Here is a 14054-nt window from a genome sequence, read left to right on the forward strand (position 1 = left end):
CGTCAGCGCGGCCGTGGTTGGTTACTTGGGGGCGCAGTCGTAGAGCTCGCCGGTTCCGCCGAAGCCGGCCGCACCACCGCTGTTCTGTTGGTCCTGTTCGCCGTCCTGCGCCGCAGTACCTCCGTACGCCGACGCCGGAACCTTCGTGCAGTGGTCGGCGATCCAGTCGGAGCGCTGCTCGGTAGCACCGCCGGACTGGCCCCGGAATCCGCCGCCACCCGTGCCGGTTCCCAGGATGTAGCGTAGTTCGCCGCTCCTAGTCCACTTCTCCAGCTGGGCCACCGAGGGCGCGTTGTCGCCGCCCATGAAACCGCCCATACCTATGACGGTCTCGTCGCTGCCCAGAATGAAGGCGCTCGCGGCGTTGGCGCCGCCCTCGACGGCAAGTTTGATCCGTGCGTCGGGTGCCCCCTTCACGGCGTACTGGAGGATCTTGCGCTGGTCGGCGGTGAGTTCCTCCGCGCCACCGAAGCCGCCACGCCCGCTCGGGGCGCCGCGCCCACCAGGGACGGTTCCCGATGCGGCGCCCGCGCCGCCGGGCATTCCGTTCGGTCCGCCGGTCGGCATGCCCGAGGGCATACCGGAGGGCAGCCCGGACGGAAGGTCTGTCGGGTCGCCGCTCTGCCGGGGCATGCCCCCGCCCCCGCCGAATCCCAAGGTCAGCGGGCCGGCCGACGGATTGGTGCCGCCCATCGAGGTGGTGCCGGGAACGGTCACGGCCCAGGCGCCCGGGGCCAGCAGGATCGATACGACTCCTGCGCCCACGGCCACTGCCAGGAGCCGCGCCCGGCGCAGAGAGAGGAGCAGGAGGGCGACGGCGGCGCAGCCGGCCAGCAGCACGGGCCACACCAGCCAGCCGTTCCAGTCGGGTTCGCGGCGAATGAGCACCGCGGCCCAGGCCACGCTCACCACGACCGCGCCTACGCCGGCCAGAGGTGCCCAGCGCAGGCCGGCGCGGTGGACGCGGATGAGGGCGGCCATCAGCCCGCCGCACAACGCGGCAATCGCCGGGGCCAGTTGGGTGGTGTAGTACGGGTGGAAGATGCCCTTCTGGGTCGAGAACACGGCCGCGCAGACCACCAGCCAGGTCCCCCACAGCAACCAGCCGGAGGCCGGCAGCACCCCGGCGTCGGACAGCCTGCCGCGCCGACGCAGCACCGCGCAGACGACAGCGACGACCAGCGCCAGCACGCAGACCGGCAGCAACCAGCTGATCTGGCCACCCACCTGGTCGTTGAAGAGCCGTCCGAGACCGGACTGGCCGCCAAATCCACCGGCGAATCCACCGCCTGACCCGCCGCCCATCCCCTGGGGCGTTCCGTCGCTGGAGCCGAAGACCCGCCCCAGCCCGTTGTAGCCGATCACCAGATCCCAGGCCGTGCCGTCCTTGCTGCCGCCGATGTACGGTCGCTCGCCCGGCCACAGGGCGACCATGGCGACCCACCACAACGAGGACGCCGCCAGGATGGCCCCCGCGCCCAGCCGTGCAACCCGAAGATCTTGCTGCTGACCACCTGCGGCCACAACGCGGCCGGCGGCTTGTCGACCGTGATCACGCCCGCCGGGTCGAAGGAGCCGAAGAGGAAATTGGTCCAGCTCTTCCCCATCGACTTCACGGCCGCCGAGTAGTAACTGTTGCCCCAGCCAAGGGAGCCCAGGGCCCAGCCGTACAGGACGCCCGCCAGAACAAGGACGGCGCCGAGGGCCGCGGGCGCGGCCCAGGCGGGCAGCGCCCGGACGGACGTACCCATGTGCCCGTCGTCGTCCGCCGAAGTCGCCGCGGGGACGGGCATGATGTGCGCGGAGTTGGTCATGTCGGGATTCGCTCTCGTCGACGGGTACGACGGGGGCCGGCGAAGACGGCCAGCCGCAGCACGGCGAAACGGACGCAGGTCACCGCGACGGACGCGGCGGCAAGGACCGCTGTCTCGGCGGCAGTTGAGGCACCGGGGTCGAGCCACTTGAACCACAGCACCGCCGCGGACGTGACCGCATAGCCGAGGACGAATAGGCCTCCGGCGCCGAGGTGGACGCGTGCAGGCGGGGCGGCGGAGTGGCGGAAGGTGAGCCGCCGGTTGGCCTCGGTGTTGAGGACCGTCAGGACGAGCAGCGAGATCAGGTTGGCGACTGGGGGCGTCCACCAGCCGCGCAACAGCCAGTACAGCAGCGCCTGTCCGACCGTGGAGACGACACCGATCGCGACGAAACAACCGACCTCCCACGACAGCGCGCCGCGTCGCCCGGCCGGTGCGAGGACGGCGTCGGGGTGTTCGGCGGCCGGTTCGGGACGCGGCACCACCGCAACCCGGGCGTCCCCGGACGCCTTGAGCCGCGCCATCCGCCACAGACCGCGCAGGTCGTCGGTGGCGGTGCTCACCACATCCACCCGGGTGTCGACGTCCTCGACCCAGTCCACCGGAACTTCATGGATCCGCAGTCCGTTGTGCTCGGCGAGCAGGAGTAACTCCGTGTCGAAGAACCACGCGTCGTCGCGGGTGACCTTCAGCAACGGCCGGAGCATCTCGGTGCGGGCTGCCTTGAATCCGCACTGGGCGTCGGTGAACCGGACCCCGTGCGTGAGCCGGATGACGCCGTTGTAGCAGCGGGAGACGAACTCACGGCGCGGCCCACGCACCGTACGCGCACCGGCGGCCAGCCGCGAGCCGATCGCCAGGTCCGAATGGCCGCTCGCCAATGGGGCGATCAGCGGGAGCAGCCCGTCCAGTCCGGTGGACAGATCCACGTCCATGTACGCCACGATGTCCGCCTCGCTGGCCCCCCAGACCGTACGCAGCGCGAGCCCCCGGCCCTTACGGTCCAGGTGGACGACACCCACGCCCGGCAGTTCGTCCGCAAGGCGCCGGGCAGTGGCCAAGGTGGCGTCGGTGCTGGCGTTGTCAGCGACCGTGATCCGCCAGGGAAAAGGGAAACCCCGGGACAGGCGAGTGTGGAGCGTACGCAGGCAGCCGGGCAGGGCCCGTTCCTCGTTGTAGACCGGAACCACAATGTCCACCGTCGCGGCCCCGGCGTGCGGGAGCGAAGCACGCTCGGCGGGTTGGAACTCCGCCGGGCGCTCTGTTCGTACGTCGGATGCGGTGAGGTGGGGGGTGGGAGTCATGGCTTCCTCAGGCATGAGGGGGACGGCAGACTGCGGCTCGCAGGCCCTGGTCCGGGGCCGGAGCCTCACTGTTGCCGCCTCGCCTGTGGGGGTGAGGGGAGAACACCGAGAACTGACGGGGAGTCAGATCAATGGCCGGAGGTGTTCCCGCGATTCACTCAGTGCGTACGTTGCGCCGCGACTTCCATGTCCATGAGGGGCGCGTACTGCTGACCCGCGTAGCAGTCGCTGTCGTGCAGGTCGCCCTGGACGGTCGGGCGTGGGAGGGAGACCTTGACCGCGAGGGCGAGCGGGTGGTTGACGACGAGGACCTTGTCGGGGGCGGTGTCGTAGAGGGTGGCGAAGAGGTTCTTGTTCAGGAAGCCGGTGGCGACGAGGGCGTCGTAGGCGTCCTTGTCGTGGCACATGAAGTCAAACGTCAGGGTGAAGGGGCCGGCGTTCTTGGAGCGGACCAGTGAGCAGTAGTCGAGCAGGGTGGTCATGGGGTCACAGCTCCTCGGTGGTGGTGCGGAACAGTTCCGTGGGGGTGACGCCGGTGGCGACGTGGTTGAGGGTGAAGCGGTAGAGGGGGCCGCGGTCCGTCTCGGGCGGTGAGTAGGGGTAGGCGAGGGTGGAGACCAGGCCGTCGTACTCCGGGATGGGCAGGTGGCTGCTGGCGTGGGCCACGAACGTGGCGATGGCGTGGGCGGTTTGCTGGTCGGGGGCGGTGACGGTGATCAGGACGCCGAGTTCGCGGGGCGTGAGGGGGTCGGGTTCGCTGCCGGCGAGGATCGCGCCCGCGCCGTAGAGGCGGTAGTCGATGTCGATGTCGGCGGGGTCGACCGTGCCGTTGAAGACGTCGAGGATCTTGGCGTCGAAGTACTGCTTGGCCATCGGCAGGAGCTTGGGGAGGGCGTCGATGACGATGCGGTCGCGCACCCCGCCGATGACGACGGTCTGGTAGCCGACGAGTTCGGCGCCTTCGAGCTTGTTGGTGTAGCCGTCGGCCGGCAGGTAGCGGGCGCCTCGGACGCGGACGGTCCGGTCGTCGACCGCTTCGTAGGTGGCGTCGGTGGTGTCCAGTACGCCGGAGGGCTCGGCGACGCGGAAGGGGTCGGCGTTCTCGTAGAGAGTGTGCGCGGCGACGGAACGGGGGGTCAGACGGCTGCCGTCGGCGAGGGTGGTGACGTCGAAGTGGTCCTCGCGCAGGGTGACGAGCAGCCCGTTGGCGGACGGGGGGACGGCGCAGGCGGCACCGCACTCGATGGTCTTGGCCATGTGCCAGGTCAGACCGGGGTCGGCGCCCCTGAGGTGCGGGAGAGCGGCGAAGAGAGCGGTGTCGCTGGCGCGGCCGGCGAGGATGACGTCGCAGCCGTCCTGGAGGGCTTCCTGGATGGGTTCGACGCCCATCATCGCGACGGTGTGGCTGCGGTCGAACAGTTGCCTGTCGATCTCCGGTGCGTTGGCGAGCGGCCGGACGCGGCCTTCGTCGTAGAGGCTTCGGAGGCGGGCCGCGGGCTGGTCCGAGTAGATCAGCCCCAGCTTGAAGTGCAGGTTGCCCTCGGCCGCCAGCGTGCGGGTGAGGTCTGCGAGCCGGTCGACGCCGACGTCGCGGCCGGACGTTCCGCACGAACCGATGATCAGCGGTACGCCGAGTTCGTCACGGGCCTTCAGGAGCAGGCGCAGGTCGCGGGTGACGGCCTGGGCGGACAGTTTGGGGGTGCCGGAGCCCAGGGCGGCGGGGCCGGAGTCGGTGGATCCGGCGTCGCAGGCGATCACGTCCGGGCGGGCGGCGACACCACGCGCGAGGGCGTCGGCGTCGAACCCGGCGCCGAGTGCGCCGGTGGGGGCCAGGATGCGGAGTTCCATGAGGGCGGTGCCTTTCGGTGCTGCGTGTGAACGAGGTGGAACCGTCGGGGCGTCACGCCGTGGGCAGGTCCGGGGTGCGGCGGGCCAGGCGGGTGAAGACGAGGAAGGTGACGCCGGCGAAGAACGCGGCGTTCAGGAACATGTAGCGCCAGCTCGTGAGGTCGATCGTGATGCCGAGGACCGCCGGACCGAGCGCCATCCCGGACGCGGACGCGATCGTGTACAGGGCGGTGTAGGTGCCGAGGACCCTCTGGGTGGGGGCGAGATTCCACAGCGCGACGAGCGCGTTGACGGCGAACGACGCGTATCCGAGGGACGCCAGCACCATCGACGCGATCGTGCCGGGGACCGTGCGGACGGCGAAGCCGACGAGGACACCGACGATGAACAGGCCCACGCCGTAGCGCATGGCACGCACCTGTCCGAGCCGGTCGGAGAGGTAGGCGATCGGCAGGACGCAGACGAGGAAGGCGACGGCGCCGGGCAGGGCCAGGCCGCCCGCCTCGCCGCGGGTGAGGCCCAGGACCTGAGTGCCGTACGGAGTCATCAGGGAGCGCAGCGCCGACCACATGCCGGCGAAGCAGAAGATGCCGGTCATCAGCAGGAGTGTCGGACTGGACGGTGAGCGAAGCGCGTCCTTCACCACCGCCGACGGCGAGCCGAACTCCCCCACGCGTTCCGTCTTCTCCTCGGGGAGCAGCCGCTCGGTGTGGCGGCGGCCGAGGAACGCCCAGGACAGACCGAGCATGATCAGCATCAGCAGCGGCGGGATCGCGAACGCGAGACGCAGGGAGCGGTCGACGACGAGAAGGCTGGTCAGGGAGGAGACGACGATGGTCAGGCTGACTCCGGCCTTGACGAACCCCTGCGCCTTGCTGCGCCCGGACGGGGCGACGTAGTCGGAGACGAGGGTCTCGGTGACGCCCTTGAAGGCGTTGGCGACGGCGGCGAAGGCGACCACGCACACCAGCAGCATGGGGAGGTTGCCGGCCCAGGGGATGAGGACGAACGGCACCGTGGCGACGGCGGCGCCGATCAGGACGATTGGCCAGCGGCCGGTGCGGCGGCGGGCCAGCCGGTCGGAGAGAAACCCGACGGACGGCTGGGTGAAGATGCCCCAGGAGTGGTCAAGGCCCATGATCAGGCCGATCACGCCGGCGGAGGTGAAGTGCTGCCGCAGTTGCTCGGGGACCTGGGCGTCGTAGAAGTTCCACACCGCCTCCTGGGCGAACACCGCGAGCGTCACCCACGACACCGCGCTGCGGTTCATGCGCTCGCCCACGCCGGGGGGTGATGTCGTGGCCGCGCCGATGGAGGGCGGGGAATCGGGAATCATGGCGGCTCCAGTGCTACATGCTATAGCAAGTGGGGTAAAGCTCGTCCGCCCGTACATCCAAGGGCGGGCAGACGACTCCGGGGTTGTCAGCTGCCGGAGAGCTGAACGAGCGCGGCGCGGTGGTGGCGCACGGCGAGTTCCTCGGCGCGGTCCTCATCCCGTTCGAGGAGGGCGTCCAGGATCAGACGGTGTTCGTGGTAGCGGGCGCGGAACGCCTCGGCGCGCTCGGGTGCGAGCTTCATCGTGAGATCGAGCCGCTCCTCGTCGCTGAACGCCCGGGCCTGTTCCAGCAGTCCGGTCAGCACCGGGTTGCCCACGCACTCCTCGACCTGGCGGTGGAAGAGGCGCAGCTTGTGGAAGACGGCCGTGAGCCGCTCGGCCACATCGGCCTCCAAGCCCTGCTCAGCGACGGTCTTCTCGACGTCGGCGACGATCAGGTCGGCCTCCGTCAGCAGGGAGACCAGAGCGGTGAGCTGCTCGGCGGTGGCGTTGCGGGCCGCGAGGCGCGCCATCAGGGCGGACAGTCGAACCTCTGCCTCGACGATCTCCGAGCGGGCCGCGGAGGAGTGGTCGGAGATGCGCAGGGCGCGCGGGCCGACCCGTTCGACGACCTTCTCGTGCACCAGCTGGCGCAGGGCTTCACGCACCGGGGTGGGGCTGACGCCGAGACGGGCCGCGAGATCACGTTCGGTGATCTTCTCGCCCGGCCGCAGGACGCCCTCTCGGATCGCGTCCCGCAACCGCCGGTAGGCCTGGTCGGCCAGCGACATCGTCTCCACGGTCCCCAGGGCGTCGGTGCTCATGCCGCCAAGAATGCCCCTGCTATAGCAAACAGTCAATGGGCGGGAGGCAGCCGTTCCGGTGGGAACCGGCCTGATCATCAGGGCAGACGGGATCCACGTTCCAGAGCAGTCCGACGTGACATGCAACCGGCACACCTCCTCGACGGTGTTACTGGCAGGAGTACGCGCTCCCACGACCAGAGCGCGGGACAGCGAATGAGAACGGGGAAACCGGGGTGTGCGTATGACCAGCCCTAGTACGCCTGCCGCCTCTGGAAGAGAGACGGCCTGGGGAACGGATCACGACGAGGACACACCCGAGCACGGCCCGCAGGACCTCTCGGACTTCGAGACCTACGCGGCCGTCCGCTGGCGACGGATGCTGCGCATCGCCTACCTGCTGACCAACGGCGACCACCACGAAGCGGAGGACCTCGTCCAGACCACCCTCGCCAAGGTGTACCTGCGCTGGAACCACGTACGCACCCTCGACGCACCCGACCAGTACGTCCGCCGGGCACTGATCAACAACAACACCACGCGGCAGCGCAGACGACGGGTCGTGCAGCTCCTCACCCCTCACCTGACCGAGCCACGGATACCGGCCGGCGAGATCAGCGACCACGACAGTTTTGTCAATCGCTCCGAACTCTTCGACGCGCTCGCCACGCTCCCGCCCCGCCAACGCGCGGTCGTCGTGCTGCGCTACTGGGAGTGTCTGAGCGAGCAGGAGACGGCGCAGATCCTCAACTGCTCGGTGGGCAACGTGAAGAGCCAGGCCAGTCGCGCCCTGAAGAAGCTGCGCGACTGCGCAGAACTGTCCGACTACGCCGCCGCCGCGGCGCAAGGGTGAAAGGGGACAAGTCATGACGACCGACATGTCACCGCGGCCGCCGGTACCCGAACTGTGGCAGGCACTCGACGAGGCCGCACACGGCTGCACGCCCACGACGTTCCCCATCGAGCGGATCATGCGCCGCAGCGAGGCCATCAAGCGACGGCGCAGGTGGGCGGCGGTCGGCCTCAGCGCGGCACTTCTGGTACCCGTGGGCGTCGAGGTCGTGTCCCTGTCGGCGCCCGCCGCCTCGCACACCGTCACCGGCGCGGACCCACAGCCCGCGAGCCCCTCGGCGGGGCGCGAGACGCCGCGCAGTGACTCGGAGGTGCGGATCGTCCGTCAAGGGCAGCGGGTCCAGGCCGGGCTCGGCGTCTGGTACCTGCTGAAGCCGACCGAAGTGTGCGACGCACAGTCCGGTGACGAGCAACCCATCTGCGTCGGCGACCTCGACGTCAACCAGCCCGGCACCGTGCCGGTGACCGAGAACTCGTACCCCCTCCCCCAGGGCGTGGTGCACATCCTCGCCTACACCGGCAAGGTTCCCGCGGCCCGGATCACCATGACGGAGGACGGCCGGACCACCGTCCTCCCCATCGTGCGCCTGGCCGGACGGCCCGCCTACGTGAGCACGTACGCCGTCAGCGCACCCGAGGACCCCGGCCAAAGGACCCAGAGCCCCAGGAAGTTGGACGGTCCCGTCTTCCGCGTGTACGGCGCCGACGGCAAGGAACTGGCGAGCGTGGGCGGGTGGTGACTCGTGCCGGTGCTGCTCGGCCGACGCCTATTTGCGGTAACGGCAACAGGAGTGGTGTCCCGGAGACGTCATGGCCGACGGTAGGCGCATGACTGACAACATCGCCGCGGAACCGCCTGCTGTCGACGCCCCCTCGCCCGCCGGCACCTACGCCGGAGACCCCGCGCTGCGCGCGGAATGGGACACCCGCTACGCCGACCGCCAGCAGCTGTGGAGCGGACGGCCCAACGGCGCGCTCGTGGCCGAGGTCGCCTCTCTCGCACCCGGCCGGGTGCTCGACGTCGGCTGCGGCGAGGGCGCGGATGCCGTCTGGCTCGCGCGCGGCGGATGGGACGTGACCGCACTCGAAGTCTCGGGGGTGGCCCTGGAGCGTGCGGTCGGGCACGCCCGGGACGCGGACGTCCCCGTGCGCTGGATCCACGCCGCGCTGACGGACGCGGCGCTCCCGCCGGCCTCCTTCGACCTGGTCTCCGCCCAGTACCCGGCCCTGTTGCGTACCCCTGACGCCGCGTCGGAGCGCGCGCTCCTGGCCGCCGTCGCACCGGGCGGTGTGCTGCTGCTCGTGCACCACGCGGGAATGGACACCCACCAGCCGGACGACAGCGGCTTCGACCCGGCCGACTACGTCTGGCCCGCCATGGTCGCCGCGCTGCTCGACGACGACTGGGAGGTCGAAGTGGACGAGCAGCGGCCGCGCGTGTCACCCGAGGGCGGCGCCGGGGCCCACCACACGGACGACCTCGTGCTGCGTGCGCGACGGCTGCGCTGAGGACCGCCGCCACCGCCTGTCGATGAAGTCGATGGCGTGAGCGGAGGTCTCACCCGACGGCGAACTCCCGTACCGCGTCCGGGGATCCGTTGAACCTGTCGTGGTCGCCGACCGTCGCCCCGGACGACGTGTACTGCCACATCGTGTACTGCGACCAGCCCGCCGGAAGCGCCCCCACCGATGAGGCGTACCGGGCGACCCACAGGGGGTTGGTGGTGCCGAAGCCGCCGTAGCCGCCGGTGCAGTCGGTCCACCAGGACGTGGACGTGTAGATGACGGCGGCGCGGCCGGTGCGGGCCTTGTAGCGGTTCAGGAAGTCGCGGATCCAGGTGACCATGCCGCTCGTGGACTTGCCGTAACAGGCGGCACCGTAGGGGTTCCACTCGATGTCGAGGACGCCGGGCAGCGTCCGGCCGTCGCCGGACCAGCCCCCGCCGTGGTCGACGAAGTAGTCCGCCTGTGCGGTGCCGCTGCCGGAGTCCGGCGTGGCGAAGTGGTAGGCCCCGCGGACCATGCCGACGCCGTAGGCGCCGCCGTACTGCTGGGCGAAGTACGGGTTCTGGTAGGAGGTTCCTTCGGTGGCCTTCGTGTAGGCCCATCTGGTGCCGCTGCTCCACAGGGTGGACCAGGCGACGTCACGCTGGTGGCTGGAGACGTCGACGCCCTCCGTCCACACGGCTCGTGTGTCCGGGGGTATCGCCTCGGGCGTGCCGCTGGTTCGTTCGTGGGCCATGACCCCGATGCCCATGTAGGCGTTGCCGCGCGCGGGTGCGGGTTCGGTCGCAGCGGGCGCCGCGGCCATGATGAGAAGGAGGCCGGACAGCAGTCCGATCGGACGTATGCGTGCGCGGTAGTACCGCGATGTTATGGATCTCTGCACGCCCCCATCCGACCCCGAGTCATGCCGCGCCGCACGTCATGTACCGCCGACGAGGAACTTCCTTGCGGCGCGGGCGAACGTCGATTCCGGGGCCCGTCGGGAAGGCCTTTCACTCCTCGACGACGCGAATGATCGTCCTGCCGGCGATCCGCCGTTGCGGGGCGAAGGCGGCCGCCGCCTCGGCCAGCGGCCGCACTTCGCCGATCCGCACGCTGAGCCGGCCGTCCCTGACCCGCTGGGCGAGGTCCGCGAGGCGCGCGCGGTCGGGTTCGACGACGAAGAAGAGGGCCTGCCCGTCCTTGGGGCGGACCTTGGGCGGCGCTGCGATGGTGACGAGGGTGCCGCCGGCGCGGACCAGTGCGGCGGACCGGTCGAGGATGTCGCCGCCGATCACGTCGAACACCACATCGACCTCTCCCGCCTGCTGCCACTGTTCGGTGTCGAGGTCGAGGAAGGCGTGCGCGCCCAGGGCCAGCACGGTGTCCCGGTCGGATGCCCGGCCGGTGCCGATCACGTGGGCGCCCGCTTCCCGTGCGAGCTGTACCGCGATCGAGCCGACGCTGCCCGCGGCGCCGTGGACGACGATGCTCTGGCCGGTGGTGATCCGTGCGTGGTCGAACAGGCCCTGCCAGGCGGTGAGTCCGGAGATGGGCAGCGCGGCCGCCACCGTGTGGTCGATGTCCGCCGGGAGCGGGGCCAGGTTGCGGGCCTCCACGGCGACGTACTCGGCCAGTGTGCCGTTGCGGGTCCAGTCGGTCGGTCCGAAGACCCGCTGCCCGACGGTGAGGCCCGTGGTGCCGTATCCGAGTTCCGCCACGACGCCGGAGACCTCGTGTCCGGGCACAGTGGGAGTGCGGTCCCGGCCGGCGCGGTCCGACCAGGATCCGGGCCAGTCGAGCTCGCCCCGGGTGAATCCCGCCGCATGCACACGGACGACGACGTCGTTCTCGGCGGCATGGGGATACGGCAGGTCGGTGAGGGTCAGCCCGGTGGCGCCGGTGTCGCGGTCCTGGGCGGTGATGGCTTGCATGGACGGTGTCTCCCTCCAGGGTTTCTACGAGTCAGCTCGGCCAGGGTGCGTCGGTGATGCGTTCGACCATACTGGCGCGCCGGAAACCGGGAACGAAGTGTTCCAGCACATCCGCATTGACAGTTCCATAGGTGGTGTCCGGACGATTCTTGAGGCCGTCGACGAATGCCTGAAGGAATTCCTTCTTGAATTCTCCGCGCGGGTGGGCGGCGAGGATCTCCTCCACCGCGTCGCCGTCCAGCCCGTCCAGACCCCAGCCGACGGCGTCCGTCAGCACGCCCTGGTTCGTGGCGGCCGTCTCCGGGCCCATCCGGCCCGGGATCCCTGGTGTCGTGTGCAGCGCGATCGCCGACCACACCACGTCGGCGGCGGCTTTCGAGAACCCGCGGCCGAGCAGGAACGCGTGTGCGTGATCGGCGCCATCGACCTCGAAGCGCTGCTCCGTCCCGGAGAACGGGGTCACCAGGCCGGTGTCGTGAAACATGGCCGCGACGTACAGCAGCTCCGGATCCGGCTGAAGGCCGAGTCGCCTCGCATGCAGACTGCCGAAGAGGAATACCCGCCGGGAATGATGAAAGAGAAGCGGGCCGGTCATTCCACGGAGAATCTCCGTTGCCTCCGTCACGGCTGCGGTCCGCGGAATGTCCACTCCGGCGATCATTTCGGTCATGATGCTCGCGCTTTCCGGGTGATGTGCACGGAGGGGACCGTGCGTCCTTCCACCAGAATGCCCACCGCACGGCCTTCGGCGCCTCTCCGGTCCGGCCATGAACCCCTCGGATCCGGACATCCGGCGATGGGCGAACCGAAGGACGAGGTGATCGTCGACAGGGCATGGTGGTCGCGTGAGCGATGACGAGACGACCGCAACGGCCCCGCAACCGACCAACGAGGAGAACCGGCACGCCAGTTGGCTGGAACTGTTCTTCGACCTGGTCGCCGTGGCGGGCGTGGCCCAGATCGCGCACCTGCTGCACGGCGTCCCGGACGTGTCCGACCTCGGCCTGTACGCACTGCTGTTCCTGGCCTTCTGGACGGCGTGGATCTGCTTCACCCTGTACGCGAACGTCGCCTACGAGAACACCCACGTCCGTACGGTGCTGGCCGCGATGTTCGGCATGGCCGTCATGGCCGCCGCGGTATCGGGGGTGCACGAGGGGGACGACCAGCACGCGCGCGTGTTCGCCCTGGCGTACATCCTGATCCGGGGTATGGCGAACCGGGCCTGGCAGCACCGCCGGCAGATCCTCGTCGACTGGCCGGCCGCCCAGATGTCGCTCGGCGTGGTCCCGTGGATCGTCTCCCTCTGGGCGCACGACCCGACCCGCTACTGGCTCTGGGCCCTCGGTATCGCCCTCGATCTGTACGTCACGTTCGCGGTCTCCGCGCGCGACATCGTCGAGCACCGGGAGGCACGGGAGCGCCTCGGCAACCGGCCTGCCCGGCGCGGCTCCGAGGGGGTCGCGTCGCTCGCGCGGTCGCAGACGGAGCACCTGAGCGAACGGCTCGGGCTCTTCGTCATCATCGTGCTGGGCGAGGGCGTCGCCCAGGTGGTCGAGGCCACGTCCGACGCGGAGTGGGACAGGAAGCTGTACGCGCTCGCCGTCGCGTCGTTCTTTCTGCTGGCCACGTTGTGGGCGCTGTCCTTCCGGCACGGCTACGCGGGCGTACCGCACCTGGCGGCAGGGGTGTTGCCCGCCCGGGCGGCGCTGCCCCTGCACTGTTTCGTCTCCGGCTGCCTCGCCGCTCTGGCCGCCGCGCTGGGAGCGGCCGCCGAACACCTGGAGACGCTGCCGGACGCGACCCGCTGGCTGCTGTGCTCGTCGCTGGCCGGGTACTTCCTGCTCAGCGGACTCGCCTGGCTGGGCCAAGTCGGCCGAGAACGGCGGTGGTTGCTGTCCGTCGCCGTGCCATGCTGCGTACTGCCCCTGCTGCTGGCGGCGTTCGGCGCCCACCTGCGCACCGTGACCGTGGTCTGGCTGCTCGTCCTCGTCGCCGTGTGGCCGATGCTCTACGAGCGACAATCGACGAAGCCGTCGAAGCAGGCAGCAAACACCGGAGCCTGAGCTGCCGCTGTTCGACGTCCTGTCTCGTTCCGCCGTCTTCAAGGAGTCCCAGGCATGATCGATTGGGTGCCTGTCCGTACCGGAGCGCGGCCCGTCCCACCGCCCGTGGCCACGCCGCTGGTCTGGGCCGCGGCGGCCGTCGGCGCGTTGGTGCTGGTGGCGTTGCTCAATACGCTGGTGGGTCCTGGTCGGCCCTCGCTGGCGCTGGTCGCGCTGTCCGTGCTCGGTACTGCTCGGCGTGTGCGCCCGCTTCACAGCGGCCCCCGGCACCGCTGTGCTGTGCTGGCTGTTCCTCAACGGCTTCGCCGTCCCGCCCGCCGGTACCCTCACCTGGGCCGGACACCGCGACGCGTTCTGGCTCGCCTGTCTGTTCACCGCCGCCCTGGTGGGCACGGCGCTCACCCGCCTCCTGCACGCCCGGGCCGCCTACCGCCGGGTCACACCGGGCGTCGGCGGTTCGACGGAAGCCGGCCCCTGATCGGCGTCACTGCTCTACCGTGGGCGGGCCACTCGGTCGGGTGACGGCCTGCGGCATCGTCGCTGCTCGTCGGACCCGGTGAGAGCAGTTTCCGGGCCTGATGGCCGGTTCCCTCCTATCGTGGAACGACACAGTGACCCTCGGCGTCGAGGCGG

General features: G+C 70.3%; 14 protein-coding genes and 1 pseudogene. 5 read left to right on the top strand and 10 right to left on the bottom strand.

Annotated elements, in window-relative coordinates; translation table 11 throughout:
* Positions 1 to 21: 21 nt before the first annotated feature.
* The 7 genes from M2283_RS35100 to M2283_RS35130 form a co-directional block, all read right to left on the bottom strand.
* Positions 22 to 1434, bottom strand: coding sequence for a hypothetical protein (locus M2283_RS35100; protein ID WP_280880514.1), 1413 nt, complete (start codon positions 1432 to 1434; stop codon positions 22 to 24).
* A complete protein-coding gene (locus tag M2283_RS35105; RefSeq protein WP_280880515.1) occupies positions 1362 to 1814 on the bottom strand; it encodes a hypothetical protein in 453 nt (150 codons plus the stop codon). Before M2283_RS35105 ends, M2283_RS35100 begins: the two co-directional genes overlap by 73 nt.
* Positions 1811 to 3118, bottom strand: coding sequence for a glycosyltransferase (locus tag M2283_RS35110; RefSeq protein WP_280880516.1), 1308 nt, complete (start codon positions 3116 to 3118; stop codon positions 1811 to 1813). Before M2283_RS35110 ends, M2283_RS35105 begins: the two co-directional genes overlap by 4 nt.
* A 158-nt stretch (positions 3119 to 3276) precedes the next feature.
* A complete protein-coding gene (locus M2283_RS35115; protein ID WP_280880517.1) occupies positions 3277 to 3600 on the bottom strand; it encodes a DUF4387 domain-containing protein in 324 nt (107 codons plus the stop codon).
* Positions 3601 to 3604: 4 nt separating this feature from the next.
* Positions 3605 to 4966, bottom strand: a complete 1362-nt coding sequence (locus M2283_RS35120; protein ID WP_280880518.1) for an acyclic terpene utilization AtuA family protein — start codon at positions 4964 to 4966, stop codon at positions 3605 to 3607.
* Positions 4967 to 5018: 52 nt separating this feature from the next.
* The gene (locus M2283_RS35125) at positions 5019 to 6302 is read right to left on the bottom strand and encodes an MFS transporter (protein WP_280880519.1); all 1284 of its coding nucleotides are present in this window, start codon (positions 6300 to 6302) and stop codon (positions 5019 to 5021) included.
* A gap of 86 nt (positions 6303 to 6388) precedes the next feature.
* The gene (locus M2283_RS35130) at positions 6389 to 7105 is read right to left on the bottom strand and encodes a GntR family transcriptional regulator (RefSeq protein ID WP_280880520.1); all 717 of its coding nucleotides are present in this window, start codon (positions 7103 to 7105) and stop codon (positions 6389 to 6391) included.
* Positions 7106 to 7328: 223 nt separating this feature from the next.
* On the opposite strand from M2283_RS35130, the gene M2283_RS35135 reads away from it, so the two are divergent.
* The 3 genes from M2283_RS35135 to M2283_RS35145 all read left to right on the top strand — a co-directional run bounded on the left by M2283_RS35135 (position 7329) and on the right by M2283_RS35145 (position 9445).
* A complete protein-coding gene (locus tag M2283_RS35135) occupies positions 7329 to 7937 on the top strand; it encodes a SigE family RNA polymerase sigma factor (protein WP_280880521.1) in 609 nt (202 codons plus the stop codon).
* Between the two features lie 13 nt (positions 7938 to 7950).
* Positions 7951 to 8676: a hypothetical protein gene (locus tag M2283_RS35140; RefSeq protein WP_280880522.1), complete on the top strand. Its 726-nt coding sequence runs from the start codon at positions 7951 to 7953 to the stop codon at positions 8674 to 8676.
* A gap of 88 nt (positions 8677 to 8764) precedes the next feature.
* A complete protein-coding gene (locus M2283_RS35145) occupies positions 8765 to 9445 on the top strand; it encodes a class I SAM-dependent methyltransferase (RefSeq protein ID WP_280880523.1) in 681 nt (226 codons plus the stop codon).
* Between the two features lie 49 nt (positions 9446 to 9494).
* Here the strand turns inward: M2283_RS35145 and M2283_RS35150 are convergent, their stop codons facing one another.
* The 3 genes from M2283_RS35150 to M2283_RS35160 form a co-directional block, all read right to left on the bottom strand.
* A complete protein-coding gene (locus tag M2283_RS35150; protein ID WP_280880594.1) occupies positions 9495 to 10247 on the bottom strand; it encodes a lysozyme in 753 nt (250 codons plus the stop codon).
* Between the two features lie 187 nt (positions 10248 to 10434).
* Positions 10435 to 11355 carry an NADP-dependent oxidoreductase gene (locus M2283_RS35155; RefSeq protein ID WP_280880524.1) on the bottom strand — a complete coding sequence of 307 codons (921 nt, stop codon included), beginning with the start codon at positions 11353 to 11355 and terminating at the stop codon, positions 10435 to 10437.
* Between the two features lie 31 nt (positions 11356 to 11386).
* Positions 11387 to 12025, bottom strand: a complete 639-nt coding sequence (locus M2283_RS35160; protein ID WP_280880525.1) for an HD domain-containing protein — start codon at positions 12023 to 12025, stop codon at positions 11387 to 11389.
* Positions 12026 to 12200: 175 nt separating this feature from the next.
* Here M2283_RS35160 and M2283_RS35165 point away from each other — a divergent pair, with 175 nt between their 5' ends.
* Together M2283_RS35165 and M2283_RS35170 are read left to right on the top strand one after the other, a co-directional pair.
* The gene (locus M2283_RS35165) at positions 12201 to 13421 is read left to right on the top strand and encodes a low temperature requirement protein A (protein WP_280880526.1); all 1221 of its coding nucleotides are present in this window, start codon (positions 12201 to 12203) and stop codon (positions 13419 to 13421) included.
* Positions 13422 to 13475: 54 nt separating this feature from the next.
* A pseudogene (locus M2283_RS35170) lies at positions 13476 to 13899 on the top strand (hypothetical protein).
* The last annotated feature ends 155 nt before the right edge of the window (positions 13900 to 14054 follow it).

Origin of the sequence: Streptomyces pseudovenezuelae (assembly GCF_029892565.1) — a bacterium.
Lineage (GTDB): Bacteria > Actinomycetota > Actinomycetes > Streptomycetales > Streptomycetaceae > Streptomyces > Streptomyces pseudovenezuelae_A.

Bases quoted from the DNA above. Each gene is read 5' to 3' on its own strand.
- M2283_RS35100 (WP_280880514.1), bottom strand. From the start codon at position 1,434: ATGGTCGCCCTGTGGCCGGGCGAGCGACCGTACATCGGCGGCAGCAAG.
- M2283_RS35105 (WP_280880515.1), bottom strand. From the start codon at position 1,814: ATGACCAACTCCGCGCACATCATGCCCGTCCCCGCGGCGACTTCGGCG.
- M2283_RS35110 (WP_280880516.1), bottom strand. From the start codon at position 3,118: ATGACTCCCACCCCCCACCTCACCGCATCCGACGTACGAACAGAGCGC.
- M2283_RS35115 (WP_280880517.1), bottom strand. From the start codon at position 3,600: ATGACCACCCTGCTCGACTACTGCTCACTGGTCCGCTCCAAGAACGCC.
- M2283_RS35120 (WP_280880518.1), bottom strand. From the start codon at position 4,966: ATGGAACTCCGCATCCTGGCCCCCACCGGCGCACTCGGCGCCGGGTTC.
- M2283_RS35125 (WP_280880519.1), bottom strand. From the start codon at position 6,302: ATGATTCCCGATTCCCCGCCCTCCATCGGCGCGGCCACGACATCACCC.
- M2283_RS35130 (WP_280880520.1), bottom strand. From the start codon at position 7,105: ATGAGCACCGACGCCCTGGGGACCGTGGAGACGATGTCGCTGGCCGAC.
- M2283_RS35135 (WP_280880521.1), top strand. From the start codon at position 7,329: ATGACCAGCCCTAGTACGCCTGCCGCCTCTGGAAGAGAGACGGCCTGG.
- M2283_RS35140 (WP_280880522.1), top strand. From the start codon at position 7,951: ATGACGACCGACATGTCACCGCGGCCGCCGGTACCCGAACTGTGGCAG.
- M2283_RS35145 (WP_280880523.1), top strand. From the start codon at position 8,765: ATGACTGACAACATCGCCGCGGAACCGCCTGCTGTCGACGCCCCCTCG.
- M2283_RS35150 (WP_280880594.1), bottom strand. From the start codon at position 10,247: ATGGCCGCGGCGCCCGCTGCGACCGAACCCGCACCCGCGCGCGGCAAC.
- M2283_RS35155 (WP_280880524.1), bottom strand. From the start codon at position 11,355: ATGCAAGCCATCACCGCCCAGGACCGCGACACCGGCGCCACCGGGCTG.
- M2283_RS35160 (WP_280880525.1), bottom strand. From the start codon at position 12,025: ATGACCGAAATGATCGCCGGAGTGGACATTCCGCGGACCGCAGCCGTG.